The sequence below is a fragment of the Xanthomonas sp. LMC-A-07 genome, from assembly GCF_030208825.1.
GTDB lineage: Bacteria > Pseudomonadota > Gammaproteobacteria > Xanthomonadales > Xanthomonadaceae > Xanthomonas > Xanthomonas campestris.
Window position 1 is genome coordinate 206,063 of record NZ_JARVTF010000020.1, and the last position, 14,077, is coordinate 220,139.

Sequence of the window (14,077 nt, forward strand, 5' to 3'; positions counted from 1 at the left end):
GGGTCTGAAACGCGTTGTAAGAGCGCGCTTGCGCGCGATGGGGGTGTTACCGGTGACGCCCCATCGCGCGCAAGCGCGCTCCCACAAAGCCAGGTGTATATCGCGACGTTGGACGACTCAATCGCGCGGATACACCGCTGCGATGGTGCAGCTCTGGCGCAGGCGAGCGAGCATCCCGCCGCGGCTGGTGGCGAACTCGCCTTGCTGGCCGGAGCCGGCCGCCGCGCCGGCCAGGCTGAGCTCGTCGAGCACGGTCACCTTGTCGCCGGGATTGCCGCAGATGGCATTGATGCCCATACCGGAAACGAACTGGATGGGCGGCGCGCCGCTGAGCTCGCGGCAACTGTCCAGTAGCTCCACACGGTAGTAGCGGTGTGTGCCGGGATGGCGCGCGGAGACTTCGACCAGCAGGCCATCGGGGTCCTCCGACCACGAGCGCAGCATGCTGGGATTGAAACAATAGCTGGAAGAACCGGCGAAGTTGCGGCGGCGGCTCTGCCGGACGGTCACCGGATCCAGCGTGGCGGTGCCATCGGTTGCGCGGTAACGCGCGATGCTGGCGTATGTCCGTGCATCGATCGGCTCCACCTGGGTGATGGCGCAGCGCTGCGTGCCGGTGCCCACAAACGCGGCCGCGCCGTTGCAGACCCAGCCATGCGCAGCCAGTAACGACGCGCCGGTTTGGTTGGCAATGTCGGGGCAGTCCTCGGCCAGGCGCAGGCGGAACAGGCGGCCTTGCTGGCCGGTCACCGCCAACGTGCGGGCATCGGCCTGCTGCAGTTCGGCCACCTGGCGTGCATCCAGGCAGGTGGCGTCGGGCGCAGCCGGGCGCATCTCATCGGCGCGCGATGGCGACGCGGCGGCGTACAACGCGGCACACAACAGGGCGAGCAATCGTTGGCGCATCACGCACATCCTTGGCAATGAAGTGACTGCATCATCACCGCGCGGCGCCGGTGTGGCAATCGCGACTGCAGCCTTGGCTGGGAAGGAGAGCGGTGGCGAATTTAGCGGTCTGGAGGCACGGCGAAGCGTGCGTGCGTGCGCCGCTGCGTATCCGCTGCCTGACTACCAAGTGGGAGCGTCTGCTTGGCGCATGCTGTGGCGCGATGCGCAGAGTCACGCTGGATCGTTCGCGGCGGCCAAGCCGGCGTTGAGCGTGGCGACAGTGGCAGTGATGGCGGCCTTGAGCTGTAGGGTGGCACGCGCAACGACTTAGAGCAGCTATCAAAACGACTGCGCAGCCGCCAGGCGGGCGCGGCCAGTGCTCGGAATCGGCATGTACCCACGTACATTCCGGTTCCTCCGCGCCGTCCGCACCCACCTGACGACTGCTCGCTACGTTTTGTTAGCCGCTCTTACTGAAGTTCCAACCATTCGGTGGGTCGGACGCCACGCCGCTTGTGCGTCATCGGGGCAGTCGATAAGCCGCTCACTGCCGTAGGCGAGGTCACCGCCACGCCGCTCGGTGTGCTCTGCTGCAACTTCGTCGAAGGCGACTACCTGCGCGCCCGGACCGACGTCGCTTCGGTCATGCCGTGCGTCGCTTCGGTACGGCGAAGGTCGACGTATCCCGGCGATTCTCACCGGCCATTGCCCGCGCTAGGGCGCTTCCGGCGGATCCGAATCCAGCACCTGCAGTTTGCCGCCAGTGGTCTCCGGCAGGATGTGTTGATCGGTGGCCACCAGCACCACGCCCGGCGTCAGCAGCGGCAGCAGGTTGGCGAGAAAGGCCGGCGGCACCTGCAGCCGCGCGATGGTGTTCGCATCCAGCGCCTGCCCAGCGGCCGCCGCGCTGCCGGGAATGCCGATGCGCATCCAGTTGGGCATGCGCACGCCCGGCAACCCAGGCACCTCGCCGGGCAAGAAGCCCTGGCCAACGATGAAGGCCTGCGTGCCCAGGGGCGCGGCATCGGCAGGTGCATGCAGCACCGCGCGGGCGCGTCCGATTTCCACCCCGTTGCGATACACCGCCAGTTGCTGGTCGCTGCTGCTGACCAGCATCGAGATCGGGCCGGTGGGCGCGAGCTCGGGCTGCCAGGCAAAGGTCTGCCCGCTGGGCAGCGGCAACAGCGGGCGCTGCGCACCGGTGGAGGGGTCGATCGGGCTGAGCGCACGCGGGTGCACCACCGCATCGGCATCCACGCCGGCCTGCGCCACAACCACCACCATGCCCATGTTGGAGTTGTCGAACAGCAGGCGGGCGAACTCGGACGGCAGATGCACGCAGCCATGCGACTCCGGATAGCCGGGCAGTCCGCCGGCATGCAGCGCCACGCCATCCCAGGTGAGCCGCTGCTGGTAGGGCATCGGCGCGGCGTTGTAGATGCTGGAGCGGTGGTCCTTGTCCTTTTGCAGGATGGTGAACACGCCGGTAGGCGTCTCGTGCCCAGGCTTGCCGGAGCTGATGGTGGACACGCCGATCAGGATGCCGTTGCGATACGCATAGGCGCGTTGCTCGGTGAGGCTGACGATCACTGCCATCGGCCCCCAGCCCTTGCTCACGCCGCCCCAGATCCATTCACCGGGCTTGAGCTGGTCCGGCGGGGTTTCCGCAGGGCTGGATTGGCGCGCGCCCCAGAACGGCACCGCAACTGCCTGGTCGCAGAACAGCAGTGCACACAACAGCAGGGCAGGGAGCAGGCGGCGCATGGGCATTCCCGAAAATCATGTCGCACGATCCTAGCCGGGCTGCGCGTGTGCGTCATGTTCGCGCAGTTTGTGGTGGCGCTGTAGGCGATGCGCTGTTGGTTGCTGATGTCGGTCCGAAGACGACGGTTGAAGGGCGCGGGAGCCAGGTGCGGTCTGCCATGCGCTGTCGGTGTCCACTGTGCGCGTTGCGACGCAGCGTGTGCAGGTTGGGCGTGGCAACGACGTTGCCGCCCGGTGTTGTCGTGCATGTACAACGGCATCTGCGCGCGATCAGCGCTATCGCAGTCATCTGTGTCGATGAGCCACGCGCGCGTGTGCTTGTGACTTACAGCGTTCGTTTGCAATGGCAACGCTCGGCTGCGGCTGCTCAAGAAAAACGCAGCTGCCCGATCACTTGCAATGGCGACCGGGCAGCGGTGCGGTTACGCCGGCAGTGCCGGGTAGTCGGTGTAGCCTTCGGCGCCGCCGCCGTACAGCGTGGCCTGGTTCGGTTCCGCCAGCGGCGCGTTCTCGCGCAGGCGGCGTACCAGGTCCGGGTTGGCAATGTAGGCACGGCCGAAGGAGACCGCATCGGTGTCGCCACGGCTGATCGCCTGTTCGGCCATTGCCTTGTCATAGCCGTTATTGCTGATCCATGCGCCATCGAACTTGGCCCGCAGTGCGGTGTAGTCGAACGCGATGTTGTCGCGCGGGCCGCCGGTGGCGCCTTCGATCACGTGCACGAAAGCCAGCCCGCCGATCAGGTTCAGCCGCTCTACTGCGCGTTCGAACAAGGCTTGCGGGTCGGAGTCGTGCATGTCGTACACCGGCGTCACCGGCGAGAGCCGCACACCGGTGCGCTCGGCGCCGATCTCGTCGGCAATGGCCTGCACCACTTCGGCGAGCAGGCGCGTGCGGTTTTCGATATCGCCGCCGTAGGCATCGGTGCGCTGGTTGGAACCGTCGCGCAGGAACTGGTCGATCAGGTAGCCGTTGGCCGCATGCACTTCCACGCCGTCGAAGCCAGCATCGATGGCGTTACGCGCAGCTGCGCGGTAGTCCTCGATCAGCGCGGGAATTTCCTCCAGCGCCAGTGCACGCGGCTCGGAGACATCAGAAAAGCCCTGCGCGGTGAAGGTCTTGCCGGTGGAGCGGATGGCGCTAGGGGCCACCGGCACTTCGCCCGGCGGCAACAGGCTGGTGTGCGAGACGCGGCCCACGTGCCACAGCTGCAGCGCGATCTTGCCACCCTGCCGGTGCACTGCATCGGTGACCGCGCGCCAGCCTTCGACCTGTGCGGGCGTGTGGATGCCGGGGGTGTCCAGGTAGCCCTGACCGAGCGGGCTGATCTGGGTGCCTTCGGCGATGATCAGGCCGGCAGTGGCGCGCTGGGCGTAGTACTCCACCGCTAGCGGCGACGGCACTGCGCCAGCAACGGCGCGGTTGCGCGTCAGCGGCGCCATGATCACGCGGTTGGACAGATCCAGCGCGCCCAGGCGCACCGGCGAAAACAACGGAGAAGGAGTGGAAGTAGACATCGGTCGCCAGGTTGAAGGAGAAAATGCGTACGTCGCGATCTTGCCAATGACGTAGGCCTCCCAGCGATGGTGGCGGACTGATCTGTATTCGAGGCTGCATCGATGGGACAGTGCGTCTTTTGTAACGTGTTTCAGCGCATTCTGTGATGTGTCACGAGGCGTGTGCTGAACCAAGGCGATGGCGCGCCTTTCGCCAGATGCTGCATTGCACAATAATGGGCGGCTCGCCATTGTGGACCCGGGCATGTCTTCCAACGATGCTTCAACGCCGCGCGTGCCTCGCCGCGACTACGTGCTGATCCTGCTGGCACTGGCGATGGGCGGGTTTGCCATCGGCATCAGCGAGTTCTCCACGATGGGCCTGATGACGCAGATTGCCCACGGGCTGCACATCAGCGAGCCGCAGGTGGGGCATGTAATCAGCGCGTACGCACTGGGTGTGGTGGTGGGCGCGCCGCTGCTGGCGATCCTGGGTGCGCGCTGGCCGCGACGCACCTTGTTGCTGCTGCTGATGGTGTTCTATGCGCTGGGCAACCTGGCCAGCGCATTGGCGCCGAGCTACCACACCATGTTGCTGTGCCGCTTCATTGCCGGCCTGCCGCATGGGGCGTATTTCGGTGTGGCCTCGTTGGTGGCGGCGTCGATCAGCCCGCCCAACCAGCGCGCCACTGCGGTGGGGCGTGTGTTGCTGGGCCTGAGCGTGGCGCTGCTGGTCGGCAACCCGTTGGCCACCTGGCTTGGCCAGAGCCTGAGCTGGCGTTGGGCGTATGCGGCGGTGTCGGTGATTGCGTTGGGCACGGTCGCTGCAGTTGCGGTGTTGCTGCCACCGGCACCGGACGAACCGCGCCAGCAACCCCTGCGCGAGATGCGCGCGTTCAATCAGCCGCAGGTGTGGTTTGCGCTGGCAATTGGCGCGGTGGGTTTTTCCGGCATGTTCTGCGTCTTCAGTTATCTGGCGCCCACGCTCACCGCCGTGACCGGTGTGGCGCCTGCGCGCATTCCGCTGGCCATGGCGGCCTTCGGCGTAGGCGGCGTGCTCGGCAGCATTCTTGGCGGGTGGTTGTTCGACCGCATGCAGTTCCGCGCGGTGCCGGTGTTGCTGGTGTGGTCGATCGTGGTGATGTTGACCTTCCCGTTGGCGGCGTTGTCGAGCAGTTGGGTGTTCGTGTCAATCGTGGCGGTCGGCACCATGGGCGCACTGGCACCGGCCCTGCAGACCCGGTTGATGGACGTGGCCGCAGAAGCGCAAACCCTGGCCGCCGCGTCCAACCATGCCGCGTTCAACACCGCCAACGCCTTGGGGCCGTGGCTGGGGGGCATGGCGATCACGGCGGGGTGGGGCTGGACCTCCACCGGCTATGTCGGTGCGGCCACCGCACTGGGCGGCTTGTTGGTCTACAGCTGCGCGGTGTGGCAGGAACGTCGCCAGCGCGCGCTGGCAGCCAGCTACTAAGAGCGTCTAATAAAACGTAGCTGCGCAGTAGTTTTGATAGCTGCTCTAAGTCGCGGCACTGCATGCGATATGGCGCCGCGCACTTGCAAACGCGCACATGTGGCGCTGCACGGCTAGCTCACGGCGCGCTGCCGAGACTGGGCGTTTTCAACACAGTGAGCGTGCCGCGGTGACCACTCCGACTCCACCACCCTGGACGCGTGCAGCGCCCAAGCGCCGTACCGGCAGCACGCCGTTGAGCGATGCACAGAAGGCTGCAGCCAAGGCGCGCGCCGATGCGGCGGGGCGGCGCTATCCCAATCTGGTCGACAACATGTGGGCCAGCAAATTGCCCAAGGACGGCTGATGCATATCACTTCAGTCCAGGCCGCTTGCATTGAATGAATCGATGTTCATGGCAGGCACGGCCGCGTGAGGACAGCGGGGCAATCACTCACACACGGCTTATGGCGGCAAGGCCAGGATGAGGCCGTACACAGCAACACCGCAGTGACACGGAATGATTGAAACCCCTTTCTTCCGCCGCAGCGCATGACAGTAACGAGCGTGCGCAGCGCTGGACCACCTGCAACACAGGAGTGACATATGAGCATCCAGAGCAAGACCGAGCATAGCCTCAACGACCTGATCGCCATTTCCCGCGACGGCAAGGACTTCTACGAAGAAGCCGCAAGCAAGGTAGGCGATGCCGAACTGGCAACGCTGTTCCGCCGCATTGCAGGCGTGAAGTCCGACATCGTTAGCAACCTGAGCAGCGTGGTTGCCTCGGTTGGCGGCAAGCCGGAAACCCACGGCACCATGGTCGGCAGCATGCAGCAGTTCTACGGCAAGGTGCGCGCCACGCTGGGCGACACCAAGTACGGCTACGTGGCCGAGCTGGAAGAGTCCGAAGACCGCCTGCTGAAGGCGTTTGACGAAACCATCGCCGACCAGGACACCCCGGCTGCCGCACGTGATGCCGCGCTGCGCCTGCTGCCGGAAGTGCGCGCTTGCCATGACGTCATGCGCAACCGCAAGCACGCGATGAAGAGCGCTGCGTAATACGACAGCGTGACCGGATGCACCGCATGGTGCAGCTTCGGGAAGTAAACGATAGAGGCGGAAACGGGTAGCGCGAGCTGCCCGTTTCTTTTTGTGTGGTGTTGTTGAGTTGTATGGAGCTGTTGCGTGGTACGAGCAGTGCTACGGGCAATGTGTCGCGTATGGCCGGTAGCACTTCGCTGATGCGCAGTGTGTAGGTCGCTCGCCTTGAGTGACGCAGGCGATGTGGCGCTTCGCATCGTCCAACGTTGCACGTGTCGATGCGAGGACGTCCGCAGTCACCCAGCATCAGCGCTGTCATCAGCAAGCACCAACACGCCCTGTGTTCTGCAGCGTGAGCGGTTCTGCTAGTATCCGCCGCCCTTGTTCAGGCAGGCCGGCGCCCGCGGTCGTGGATTGATCCCATGCAGCAGCAGTTCCTGTACCTGTCCTCCGCCGAAGCGCAGCTGTCGCTGGGCCTGGGCGAAGAAAAGACCACCGAGCGCCTGTTTTTTGCGGTGATGGCCGATGCCGCCACCGCCACGCATGCCGCGCAGATAGGCAGTGCGCTGCTGCAGGCCGGGCTGGTCGAAGGCAAGCCGCTGGCGCCGGAGCGCTTGCATGTCACCTTGCATCATTTGGGCGATTACGCCGGCGGCCTGCCACCATCGCTGGTGGCGCGTGCCAGCCAGGCCGCAGAACGCGTGGCGCAGCACCCATTCGAAGTGGAGTTCGACCGCGTGGGCACATTCGGTGGGCGCCGCTCGCAACTGCCGTGCGTGTTGCGTGGCGAAGAGCAGGTGCGCGGGCTATACGACCTGCAAGGCGCGCTGGGCCGGCAACTGGCGCACGTGGGCATTGCCGGCGATGCGCAATACACCCCGCACATGACCTTGCTCTACTGCAATCAGTCGCTGCCGCAACGCCGCTGCGACCTGTTGCGCTGGACCGTCACCGACTTCGCCCTGGTGCGCAGCTTTCTTGGCCAGTCGCGCTATCAGATCGAAGGCCGCTGGTCACTGCGCTGATGTGCACGCCGGCATCAACGCGTTAGCCTGCGCGCATGGACTCCACACCGCTTCCGTTATCGCCTGACCATCTGGCCGCGCTGGAACAGGCCTATGCCACGCCGCCGCGCGCCTACCACCACTTCGGCCACGTGCGGGCCGTGCTGCAGCATTACGCCGAGGTTGCGGCGGGGCCAGGCTGGCAGCAGCCGGTGGAAGTGTGGCTGGCGGTGCTGTTCCACGATGCGGTGTACGTGCCCGGCCGCAGCGACAACGAAGCCCGCTCGGCCGACTGGGCGCTGGCCTGTATTCCGCAATGGTGGCCGCAGGCGCCGGTGGACCTGGCCCGGGTCCAGGCGCTGATCCTGCTCACCGCCCGGCACGGCCAGCTGCAGCCGCAGGATGTGGATGCCGACGCGGCGCTGTTCCTGGATTGCGATATGGCCATTCTTGCTGCGCCGGCCGAGGTCTTCGACGCCTACGACCGCGGAATTGCCGAGGAATACCGTGGGGTGGTGCCCAGCCTGCTGTTCCGGCTCAACCGCGGCCGTTTCCTGGCCGGGCTGCTCAAGCGCCCGCGCATCTTCCTCAGCGATGACTTCCACGCGCGCTGCGATGCCGCCGCGCGTGCCAACCTGCGCCGGCGGCTAGGCCGCTAGGCTAAACGCAGCGATCAACACGATTGCGCAGCCTCCGGGCGGGCGCGGGCTGCGTTCGAAATCCTCACTCATCCCCACACGCTTGGCTTCCGCCGCGCTGTCCGCACCCGCCTGACGATTGCTCGCTCCGTTGAATGAGCGTTCCAAGGCCCAGCCAGCGTGCGCGGTACACTTGCCGCATGCACGACGGCGCTTCTTCTCACCACGATCCACGCCCGCAGCCGCCGCAACCGCCGGCCCCCAACGAGTGCTGCGAGAGCGGTTGCCCCCTGTGCGTGCATGACCTGTACGCCGAGGAGCTGGCGCGTTACCGCGCCGCGTTGGCCGCCTGGCAAGCACGCCAGCCTGCGGCTGCGCCGTGAGCGAAGCAACGCGCTTCGCGGCAGCACGTGGAACGATTATCTTTGGCCCACTCTTCCCGATGGTGCGACATGCGACGACTTGAGATGTGGAGCGCGCTTTGCGGCGCGGCGGCAGTGGCGCTCTCCGGCATGGCCGCCGCACAGGCACCGCAGGCGGCCAGCCACGGGCGTTTCGAGCAGATTCCGGTGCTGATGCCCAAGGGCGAGCCACAACGCGTGGTGATCTGGCTGGCCGGCAACGGCAATACGGCCACCCGTAAGGCCCAGGCCGAAGCGCTGCGTGCCGACGGTGCGATGGTGGCGCTGGTGGACACCGCACATCTGTATGGCGTGGTGCGCAAGGATGGCGGCACCTGCGCGTTCTCGGTGGGCGATGTGGAGAACTTCTCGCGTTACCTGCAAGCCTTCTATCACATCCCCACCTATCGGCTGCCGCTGCTGGTGGGCGATGGCGAAGGCGCCGCGCTGGCCTATGCGATCGCCGCGCAGGCCAAGCCGCACACGCTCGCCGGCGTGCTGACCGACGGCCTGTGCCCGGCGGCGGTGTCGGATCAGGCGATCTGCCAGCCGGGCGTGCGCCCGGGCAGCAACAGCCTGGTGCCGGCGCCGTTGCAGATTCCGTGGGTGCTTGCCAGCAGCCAGGGCACGCGTTGCCCGTCCGCTGCTGAAGACGCCTTCCTCAAGCAGATTCCGCAGGCCCAGACATTCCGGCGCTCCAAGCAGGGCGATATTTTGCCGGGGCTACGCGCAGCGGCGCGCTCGCTGGGCGAGCAGAAAGGCGTGGCCTTGCCGCCACCGCCGGGTGGCCTGGAAGACCTGCCCGTGGTCGAATTGCCGGCCCGGGGCGATGGCGACAACGACGACGACACCTTCGCCATCTTCGTCTCCGGTGACGGCGGCTGGGCGGGGCTGGACGAGGAGGTTGCCGATGCGCTGGTGGCGCAGGGCATTCCGGTGGTCGGCCTGGATTCGCTGCGCTATTTCTGGAGCGAACGCACGCCGCAAGGATTCGCCACCGACCTGGACCGTATCGCGCGGTTCTATGCGCAGCGTTGGCAGCGCCGGCGGGTGGTGCTGATCGGCTTCTCGCAAGGTGCCGACGTGCTGCCGGCGGCCATCAACAAGCTGCCCGCACCCACCAAGCAGAACCTGCGCATGACCGCGCTGTTGTCGGTCGGCAAGCTGGCCGACTACGAGTTCCATGTCAGCAACTGGCTGGGGTCGGACGACGACGGCTTGCCGATCGCCCCGGAAGTGCAGCGTCTGCCACCTGGCACCACCGTGTGCATCTACGGCCAGGACGATGAAGACGCGCTGTGCCCAAGCCTGCCGGAGGAGACGGCCAAGCGCGTCATGCTGCCGGGCGATCACCACTTCAAGGGCGATTACGCAACCCTGGCGAAGGTGATCATGGAACAGCTGCACGCGCTGTCGAAACCATAACCGAGCAAGACAGCCCATCCGCGCACCGCGTGATCGCACGCGGTGCGTGGGTCAGGTATCGCGTCAGTCCTGCCGGCCCGGGTCTACCGAGATCAGCCGGGTGACATCCAGCAAGGCGGCGGGCAGATGCATGCCGCCGGGCGCCACCAGATAGCGCGGGCGCCAGGTCGGTGCGAACTTGGATTTGAAGCGGCGCAGCCCGCTGAATCCGTAGAAACGCTCGCCATGCCGCGCCACCAGGCTGGCGAAGCGGTTCCAACGGCCAGCCAACCGATGCTCGGCCAGGCCCGACAGCGGCGCCATGCCCAGCGAGAAGCGCGTGTAGCCGTTGGCATGGCCCCACAGGAACAGCTCGATAAACAGGAAATCCATGGTGCCCTTGGGTGCCTGCGCGCTGTGCCGCATCAGATCCACCGACAACTCGCCGCCGGCCGGCGCGCACCATACATTGGCGAAGGCCACGATCTTGCCCTCCGCCTCGGCAACTGCCACCGGAAACCGGCGCAGGTAGTCCGGGTCGAAACTTCCCAGCGAGAAGCCTTTCTCTTCACCGGCCTTTTCGTCCAGCCATTGCTCGGAGACCTCGCCCAGCTCTGCCATCACCGCATCCACCTGCTCAGGCTGCAGCATGCGGAAGCTCAGGCCGCCGCGCTTGCCGCGGTTCCAGGCCTGGCGCAGGTCGGCGCGGTCGCGGCCTTCCAGGGTGAAGCCCTCCAGCGGCACGATGGCTTCTTCGCCCAGCTTGACCAGGGTCAGGCCCATGTCCAGATAGGTCTGCCAGTATTTCTCGCCCACCTGGTAGAACACCGGGCGCAGGCCCATGTGATCGGCCTCTTCGCGGAAGCGCCAGATCAGCGCACGCGCGACCTCCGGCGGCCCGACCGGGTCGCCCATCGAGATCAGCGAGCCGCCGTAGCGCTGCATCATCACAAAGCCCAGGCCCTTCTCATCGCGCAGGAACGCCTTGTCGCCGGTGAGCGCCAGGCAGGCCTGGGTGTCGGCGCTGCTGGCCAGCACCGGTGCCAGGGCCTGCAAGGCTTGCGCATCGGCTGGCGGCATTGGGCGGCGACCGCCGCGCAATAGGCGTGCGGTGCCGAACAGGATCACGCCCACGCACAGGATCAGCAGCGCACGCAGCGCACGCGGCGCATTGGCCGAGGTGGCGAACTGCCACCACAGGTCGTTGCTGTATTCGACATGGCTGTAGACGAAGAACAACAGCCAGAACGTGGCCACCAGCACCAGCCCCAGATTGCTCAGCCAGCGCCACGACCAGGCTTCGTCCAGCAGCGCGCCCTGGCGATAGAACTCCCGGCGTGCCGCCCACAAGGCCACTGCGGCCAGTGCGGCCGACAGCGACACCGAGATATGGCTGCCGCGCAGCAGCGACAGCGGCGGCAGCAACACGCACACGCCCAGTGCCAGCACCCAGGCCGAATGGCTGCGGCGTTGCAGGCCCTGGCCGATCAGCAACAGCAGCATGCCGCCCAGGCTGACCAGCAGGTGCGAGGTCTCGATCAGCGGCAGCGGCGCCACCTCCTGACGTGCGCGTGGCGTGGGCAGGGTGCCGTCGATCACCAGCGCCGCACCTACCGCGAACACCGCCAAGGCCAGGATCTGCGGCAGCCACGGCCGCAAGGTCTTCCATACCGTGCGTGCGGTGCTGGCGCTGGCGCGCACCGGTGCACGCAGGCCGGTGGCCGCCGCCATGGCCACCGAAATCAGCAACGGCACGATGTAATACGTGACCCGGTACGCCAGCGCGGCCGCCAGCACCGCCGCCGGGGTGACATGCGGCAGCAGCTTGAGCAGGCTCCACTCGAATACGCCCAGGCCAGCCGGCACGGTAGAGATCAGCCCGGCCACCACCGCCACTAGCCAGATGCCGATGAAGCCGAAGTAGCCGGTGCCCGGATCGGGCGGCAGCAGCACGTAGAACGCCGCCGCGGCCAGGCCCAGTTCGACCACGCTGAGCGCGGTCACGCCCAGCACGGTGGTGCGGTCGGGCAGCCAGAAGCGATGGCTGCGGATGCCGAATTCGCGCCCGTGCCTGCCCACCAATACCAGCATCGCCACGTAGCCCACCAGCAAGGCGATGCCGGCGATGCGGATGCCTTCGGCGGCGATCGGCAGTGCACGTGCGGCCGCTTCGGGTTCCAGCATCAGTGCAATGCCCAGCAGCACCCAGGCGCCGAAGATGAAGCCCAGCGTGCTCATCAGCACCACCTGGCCGATCTCGGCCAGCGTCAGCCCCACGCTGCCGTAGCCGCGCAAGCGTACCGCGCCGCCGGTGAGCGCCGCAAAGCCCAGTGTCTGGCCCACCGCGTGCGCCATGAAGGCGGTGATGCCCACCCGCGCCGGATGCAGGCGCTTGCCGGTGCGCTTGAGGCCCACCCAGTCAAAGCCCACCAGGCACGCATAGCTGCTCAGGCCAAGCAGCAAGGTGAGCGCGATCTGGCCGGCGCCGAGTGCGCGGAACGCCTGCCGGATCTGGCGGTAGCCGTGATCGGTGAATTGCGAGGACAGCGCGTGCAGCGCCATGGCCAGGATCGCCAGGCTGATGATCACGGGCAGCGCACGGCGCCAGCCGCTGGCGGTCGCTTCGGAAGACACGGGGGTATCCGTCATGGGGGCAACGGGATCTGCTGAAAGGAGGGGAGTGCGCACGCGCCGCGGAGGCAGCAAGTGCGAAGGATCTGCATGGGCCGGACAACGTGGGAATGCATGCAGCGTGGTCGCGTGGGCGCCGGTGGAGGGTGAACACAGGGTTCGATCTGGCCGACACATTGTCGGCCCTGGACGGCCGCGCGCATCATAGGCCAAACGGGCGCATGCGTGCGGTTGGAACGAAACGATGCAAAGCGATGCAGTGAAGGTGCAGACAGGATGTTGAAACGTGAGGTGGCGCAAGGCAGGGAAGCTGATGCACAGGCCGTGCCAGGCGCGCCGCCGCGCTGGAGCGCGCATGCCGGCAGCACCGCCGCCATAGTTGGCGTGGCATTCGTCGTGCTGGTGCTGACCCTGCAACTGATGCGCGCCGACCTGGACTGGGTGGGCGCGCAACTGAGCCTGTATCTGCACGGGCCCTACGGGTTGGTACTGCGCACCGCTTATTGCGTGCTGGCCGCGAGCATGGCGTGGTTGGCGCTGGGCCTGCATGCCGCGCTGATGCCAACTGCGCGCAGCCGCACCGTGCTGGGCTTGTTCTGGGCCGCAGCACTGGGCCTGAGTACAGTCTCGATCGGCGACAGCTGGATGCCAACGCTAGCGCCGAACGCGGCGTTGATGGTGCACCTATTGTCCGCGCAGGCCGCGTTTCTATGCGTGATTGCCGGGCTGCTGCTGCAGTCGTGGTATTTCCGCCACGACCCACGCTGGCGCAGCCGCTTCGTGCCGGCCTTCGGCCTGGGCCTGGTGGCGTTTGCGGTCTTGCTGTTCAACGTCAGCGTGCACACCGCGCCACGCGGCATCAGCCAGAAGACCGCCATCGTGCTGATCGTGATCTGGTTGACGCTGGTGGGCAGTTGGCTGGCACGCGCTGCACGTTCATCGCATTCGCGTGACAATGCCCCGGTCAACCAACCGTAGGAAGCCTGAAGATGCTGCAGCGATTCGATACCGGCCCGCGTATGTCCGAAATGACCGTCCATGGCGGCGTGTGCTACCTCGCAGGACAGATTGCCGACGACACCAGCGAAGACATCACCGGGCAGACCCGTCAGGTGCTGGCCGAGATCGACAAGCTGCTGGCGATGGCCGCCAGCGACAAGACCAAGATCCTGCGTGCAGAAATCTTTCTTGCCGACATCGCCGATTTCGACGGCATGAACAAGGCCTGGGACGAGTGGGTGCCGCACGGCTTCACCCCGGCACGCGCCACCGTGGAAGCCAAGCTGGCGCGCCCGGAGTGGAAGGTGGAGATCGTGATCACCGCAGCAACGAGCTGATTCACTGCGGCATCAAT

The 14,077-nt window shown here is 66.5% G+C and carries 13 protein-coding genes and 1 other RNA gene; 10 read left to right on the plus strand and 4 right to left on the minus strand.

What is annotated here, in order from left to right; translation table 11 throughout:
- Nucleotides 1-117 precede the first annotated feature (117 nt).
- Nucleotides 118-915 carry a DUF6491 family protein gene (locus QRM89_RS19450; protein WP_285448753.1) on the minus strand — a complete coding sequence of 266 codons (798 nt, stop codon included), beginning with the start codon at nt 913-915 and terminating at the stop codon, nt 118-120.
- Nucleotides 916-1,279: 364 nt separating this feature from the next.
- Between QRM89_RS19450 and QRM89_RS19455 the strand changes: the two genes are divergently transcribed.
- Nucleotides 1,280-1,354: non-coding RNA, sX9 sRNA (locus QRM89_RS19455), on the plus strand.
- Between the two features lie 248 nt (nt 1,355-1,602).
- Here QRM89_RS19455 and QRM89_RS19460 read toward each other — a convergent pair.
- Complete coding sequence (locus QRM89_RS19460) at nt 1,603-2,658, minus strand: L,D-transpeptidase (protein WP_343237690.1); 1,056 nt, start codon at nt 2,656-2,658, stop codon at nt 1,603-1,605.
- 416 nt (nt 2,659-3,074) lie between these two features.
- Nucleotides 3,075-4,169, minus strand: a complete 1,095-nt coding sequence (locus QRM89_RS19465; RefSeq protein ID WP_103699933.1) for an alkene reductase — start codon at nt 4,167-4,169, stop codon at nt 3,075-3,077.
- Between the two features lie 244 nt (nt 4,170-4,413).
- On the opposite strand from QRM89_RS19465, the gene QRM89_RS19470 reads away from it, so the two are divergent.
- The 7 genes from QRM89_RS19470 (at nt 4,414) to QRM89_RS19500 (ending at nt 10,113) form a co-directional block, all read left to right on the plus strand.
- The gene (locus QRM89_RS19470) at nt 4,414-5,622 is read left to right on the plus strand and encodes an MFS transporter (RefSeq protein WP_040942359.1); all 1,209 of its coding nucleotides are present in this window, start codon (nt 4,414-4,416) and stop codon (nt 5,620-5,622) included.
- A 169-nt stretch (nt 5,623-5,791) separates the two neighbouring features.
- The gene (locus QRM89_RS19475; protein ID WP_011036510.1) at nt 5,792-5,968 is read left to right on the plus strand and encodes a hypothetical protein; all 177 of its coding nucleotides are present in this window, start codon (nt 5,792-5,794) and stop codon (nt 5,966-5,968) included.
- Nucleotides 5,969-6,207: 239 nt separating this feature from the next.
- Nucleotides 6,208-6,663 carry a PA2169 family four-helix-bundle protein gene (locus QRM89_RS19480; protein ID WP_011036511.1) on the plus strand — a complete coding sequence of 152 codons (456 nt, stop codon included), beginning with the start codon at nt 6,208-6,210 and terminating at the stop codon, nt 6,661-6,663.
- A 404-nt stretch (nt 6,664-7,067) separates the two neighbouring features.
- Complete coding sequence (gene thpR / locus QRM89_RS19485) at nt 7,068-7,670, plus strand: RNA 2',3'-cyclic phosphodiesterase (protein WP_285448755.1); 603 nt, start codon at nt 7,068-7,070, stop codon at nt 7,668-7,670.
- A gap of 35 nt (nt 7,671-7,705) precedes the next feature.
- Nucleotides 7,706-8,308 (plus strand): hypothetical protein, encoded by a 603-nt coding sequence (locus QRM89_RS19490; protein ID WP_040941577.1) that lies wholly within the window; start codon nt 7,706-7,708, stop codon nt 8,306-8,308.
- Nucleotides 8,309-8,487: 179 nt separating this feature from the next.
- Entirely contained in the window at nt 8,488-8,670 is a 183-nt protein-coding gene (locus QRM89_RS19495) for an oxidoreductase-like domain-containing protein (RefSeq protein ID WP_076055943.1), read from the plus strand.
- 69 nt (nt 8,671-8,739) lie between these two features.
- Nucleotides 8,740-10,113 (plus strand): AcvB/VirJ family lysyl-phosphatidylglycerol hydrolase, encoded by a 1,374-nt coding sequence (locus QRM89_RS19500; protein WP_228425912.1) that lies wholly within the window; start codon nt 8,740-8,742, stop codon nt 10,111-10,113.
- Between the two features lie 63 nt (nt 10,114-10,176).
- On the opposite strand, the gene mprF is transcribed toward QRM89_RS19500, so the two are convergent.
- On the minus strand, nt 10,177-12,741 hold the full coding sequence (mprF, locus tag QRM89_RS19505; protein ID WP_103699930.1) for a bifunctional lysylphosphatidylglycerol flippase/synthetase MprF: 2,565 nt from the start codon (nt 12,739-12,741) through the stop codon (nt 10,177-10,179).
- Nucleotides 12,742-12,999: 258 nt separating this feature from the next.
- On the opposite strand from mprF, the gene QRM89_RS19510 reads away from it, so the two are divergent.
- Together QRM89_RS19510 and QRM89_RS19515 are read left to right on the plus strand one after the other, a co-directional pair.
- Nucleotides 13,000-13,701: a DUF998 domain-containing protein gene (locus QRM89_RS19510; protein ID WP_285448756.1), complete on the plus strand. Its 702-nt coding sequence runs from the start codon at nt 13,000-13,002 to the stop codon at nt 13,699-13,701.
- Nucleotides 13,702-13,712: 11 nt separating this feature from the next.
- Nucleotides 13,713-14,060 carry a RidA family protein gene (locus tag QRM89_RS19515; protein ID WP_011036517.1) on the plus strand — a complete coding sequence of 116 codons (348 nt, stop codon included), beginning with the start codon at nt 13,713-13,715 and terminating at the stop codon, nt 14,058-14,060.
- Nucleotides 14,061-14,077: the final 17 nt, after the last annotated feature.

Coding starts and splice junctions, on each gene's coding strand:
- QRM89_RS19450 (WP_285448753.1), bottom strand. CDS start 915: ATGTGCGTGATGCGCCAACGATTGCTCGCCCTGTTGTGTGCCGCGTTG.
- QRM89_RS19480 (WP_011036511.1), top strand. CDS start 6,208: ATGAGCATCCAGAGCAAGACCGAGCATAGCCTCAACGACCTGATCGCC.
- QRM89_RS19495 (WP_076055943.1), top strand. CDS start 8,488: ATGCACGACGGCGCTTCTTCTCACCACGATCCACGCCCGCAGCCGCCG.
- QRM89_RS19490 (WP_040941577.1), top strand. CDS start 7,706: ATGGACTCCACACCGCTTCCGTTATCGCCTGACCATCTGGCCGCGCTG.
- mprF (WP_103699930.1), bottom strand. CDS start 12,741: ATGACGGATACCCCCGTGTCTTCCGAAGCGACCGCCAGCGGCTGGCGC.
- QRM89_RS19510 (WP_285448756.1), top strand. CDS start 13,000: ATGTTGAAACGTGAGGTGGCGCAAGGCAGGGAAGCTGATGCACAGGCC.
- QRM89_RS19470 (WP_040942359.1), top strand. CDS start 4,414: ATGTCTTCCAACGATGCTTCAACGCCGCGCGTGCCTCGCCGCGACTAC.
- QRM89_RS19500 (WP_228425912.1), top strand. CDS start 8,740: ATGCGACGACTTGAGATGTGGAGCGCGCTTTGCGGCGCGGCGGCAGTG.
- QRM89_RS19515 (WP_011036517.1), top strand. CDS start 13,713: ATGCTGCAGCGATTCGATACCGGCCCGCGTATGTCCGAAATGACCGTC.
- thpR (WP_285448755.1), top strand. CDS start 7,068: ATGCAGCAGCAGTTCCTGTACCTGTCCTCCGCCGAAGCGCAGCTGTCG.
- QRM89_RS19465 (WP_103699933.1), bottom strand. CDS start 4,169: ATGTCTACTTCCACTCCTTCTCCGTTGTTTTCGCCGGTGCGCCTGGGC.
- QRM89_RS19460 (WP_343237690.1), bottom strand. CDS start 2,658: ATGCCCATGCGCCGCCTGCTCCCTGCCCTGCTGTTGTGTGCACTGCTG.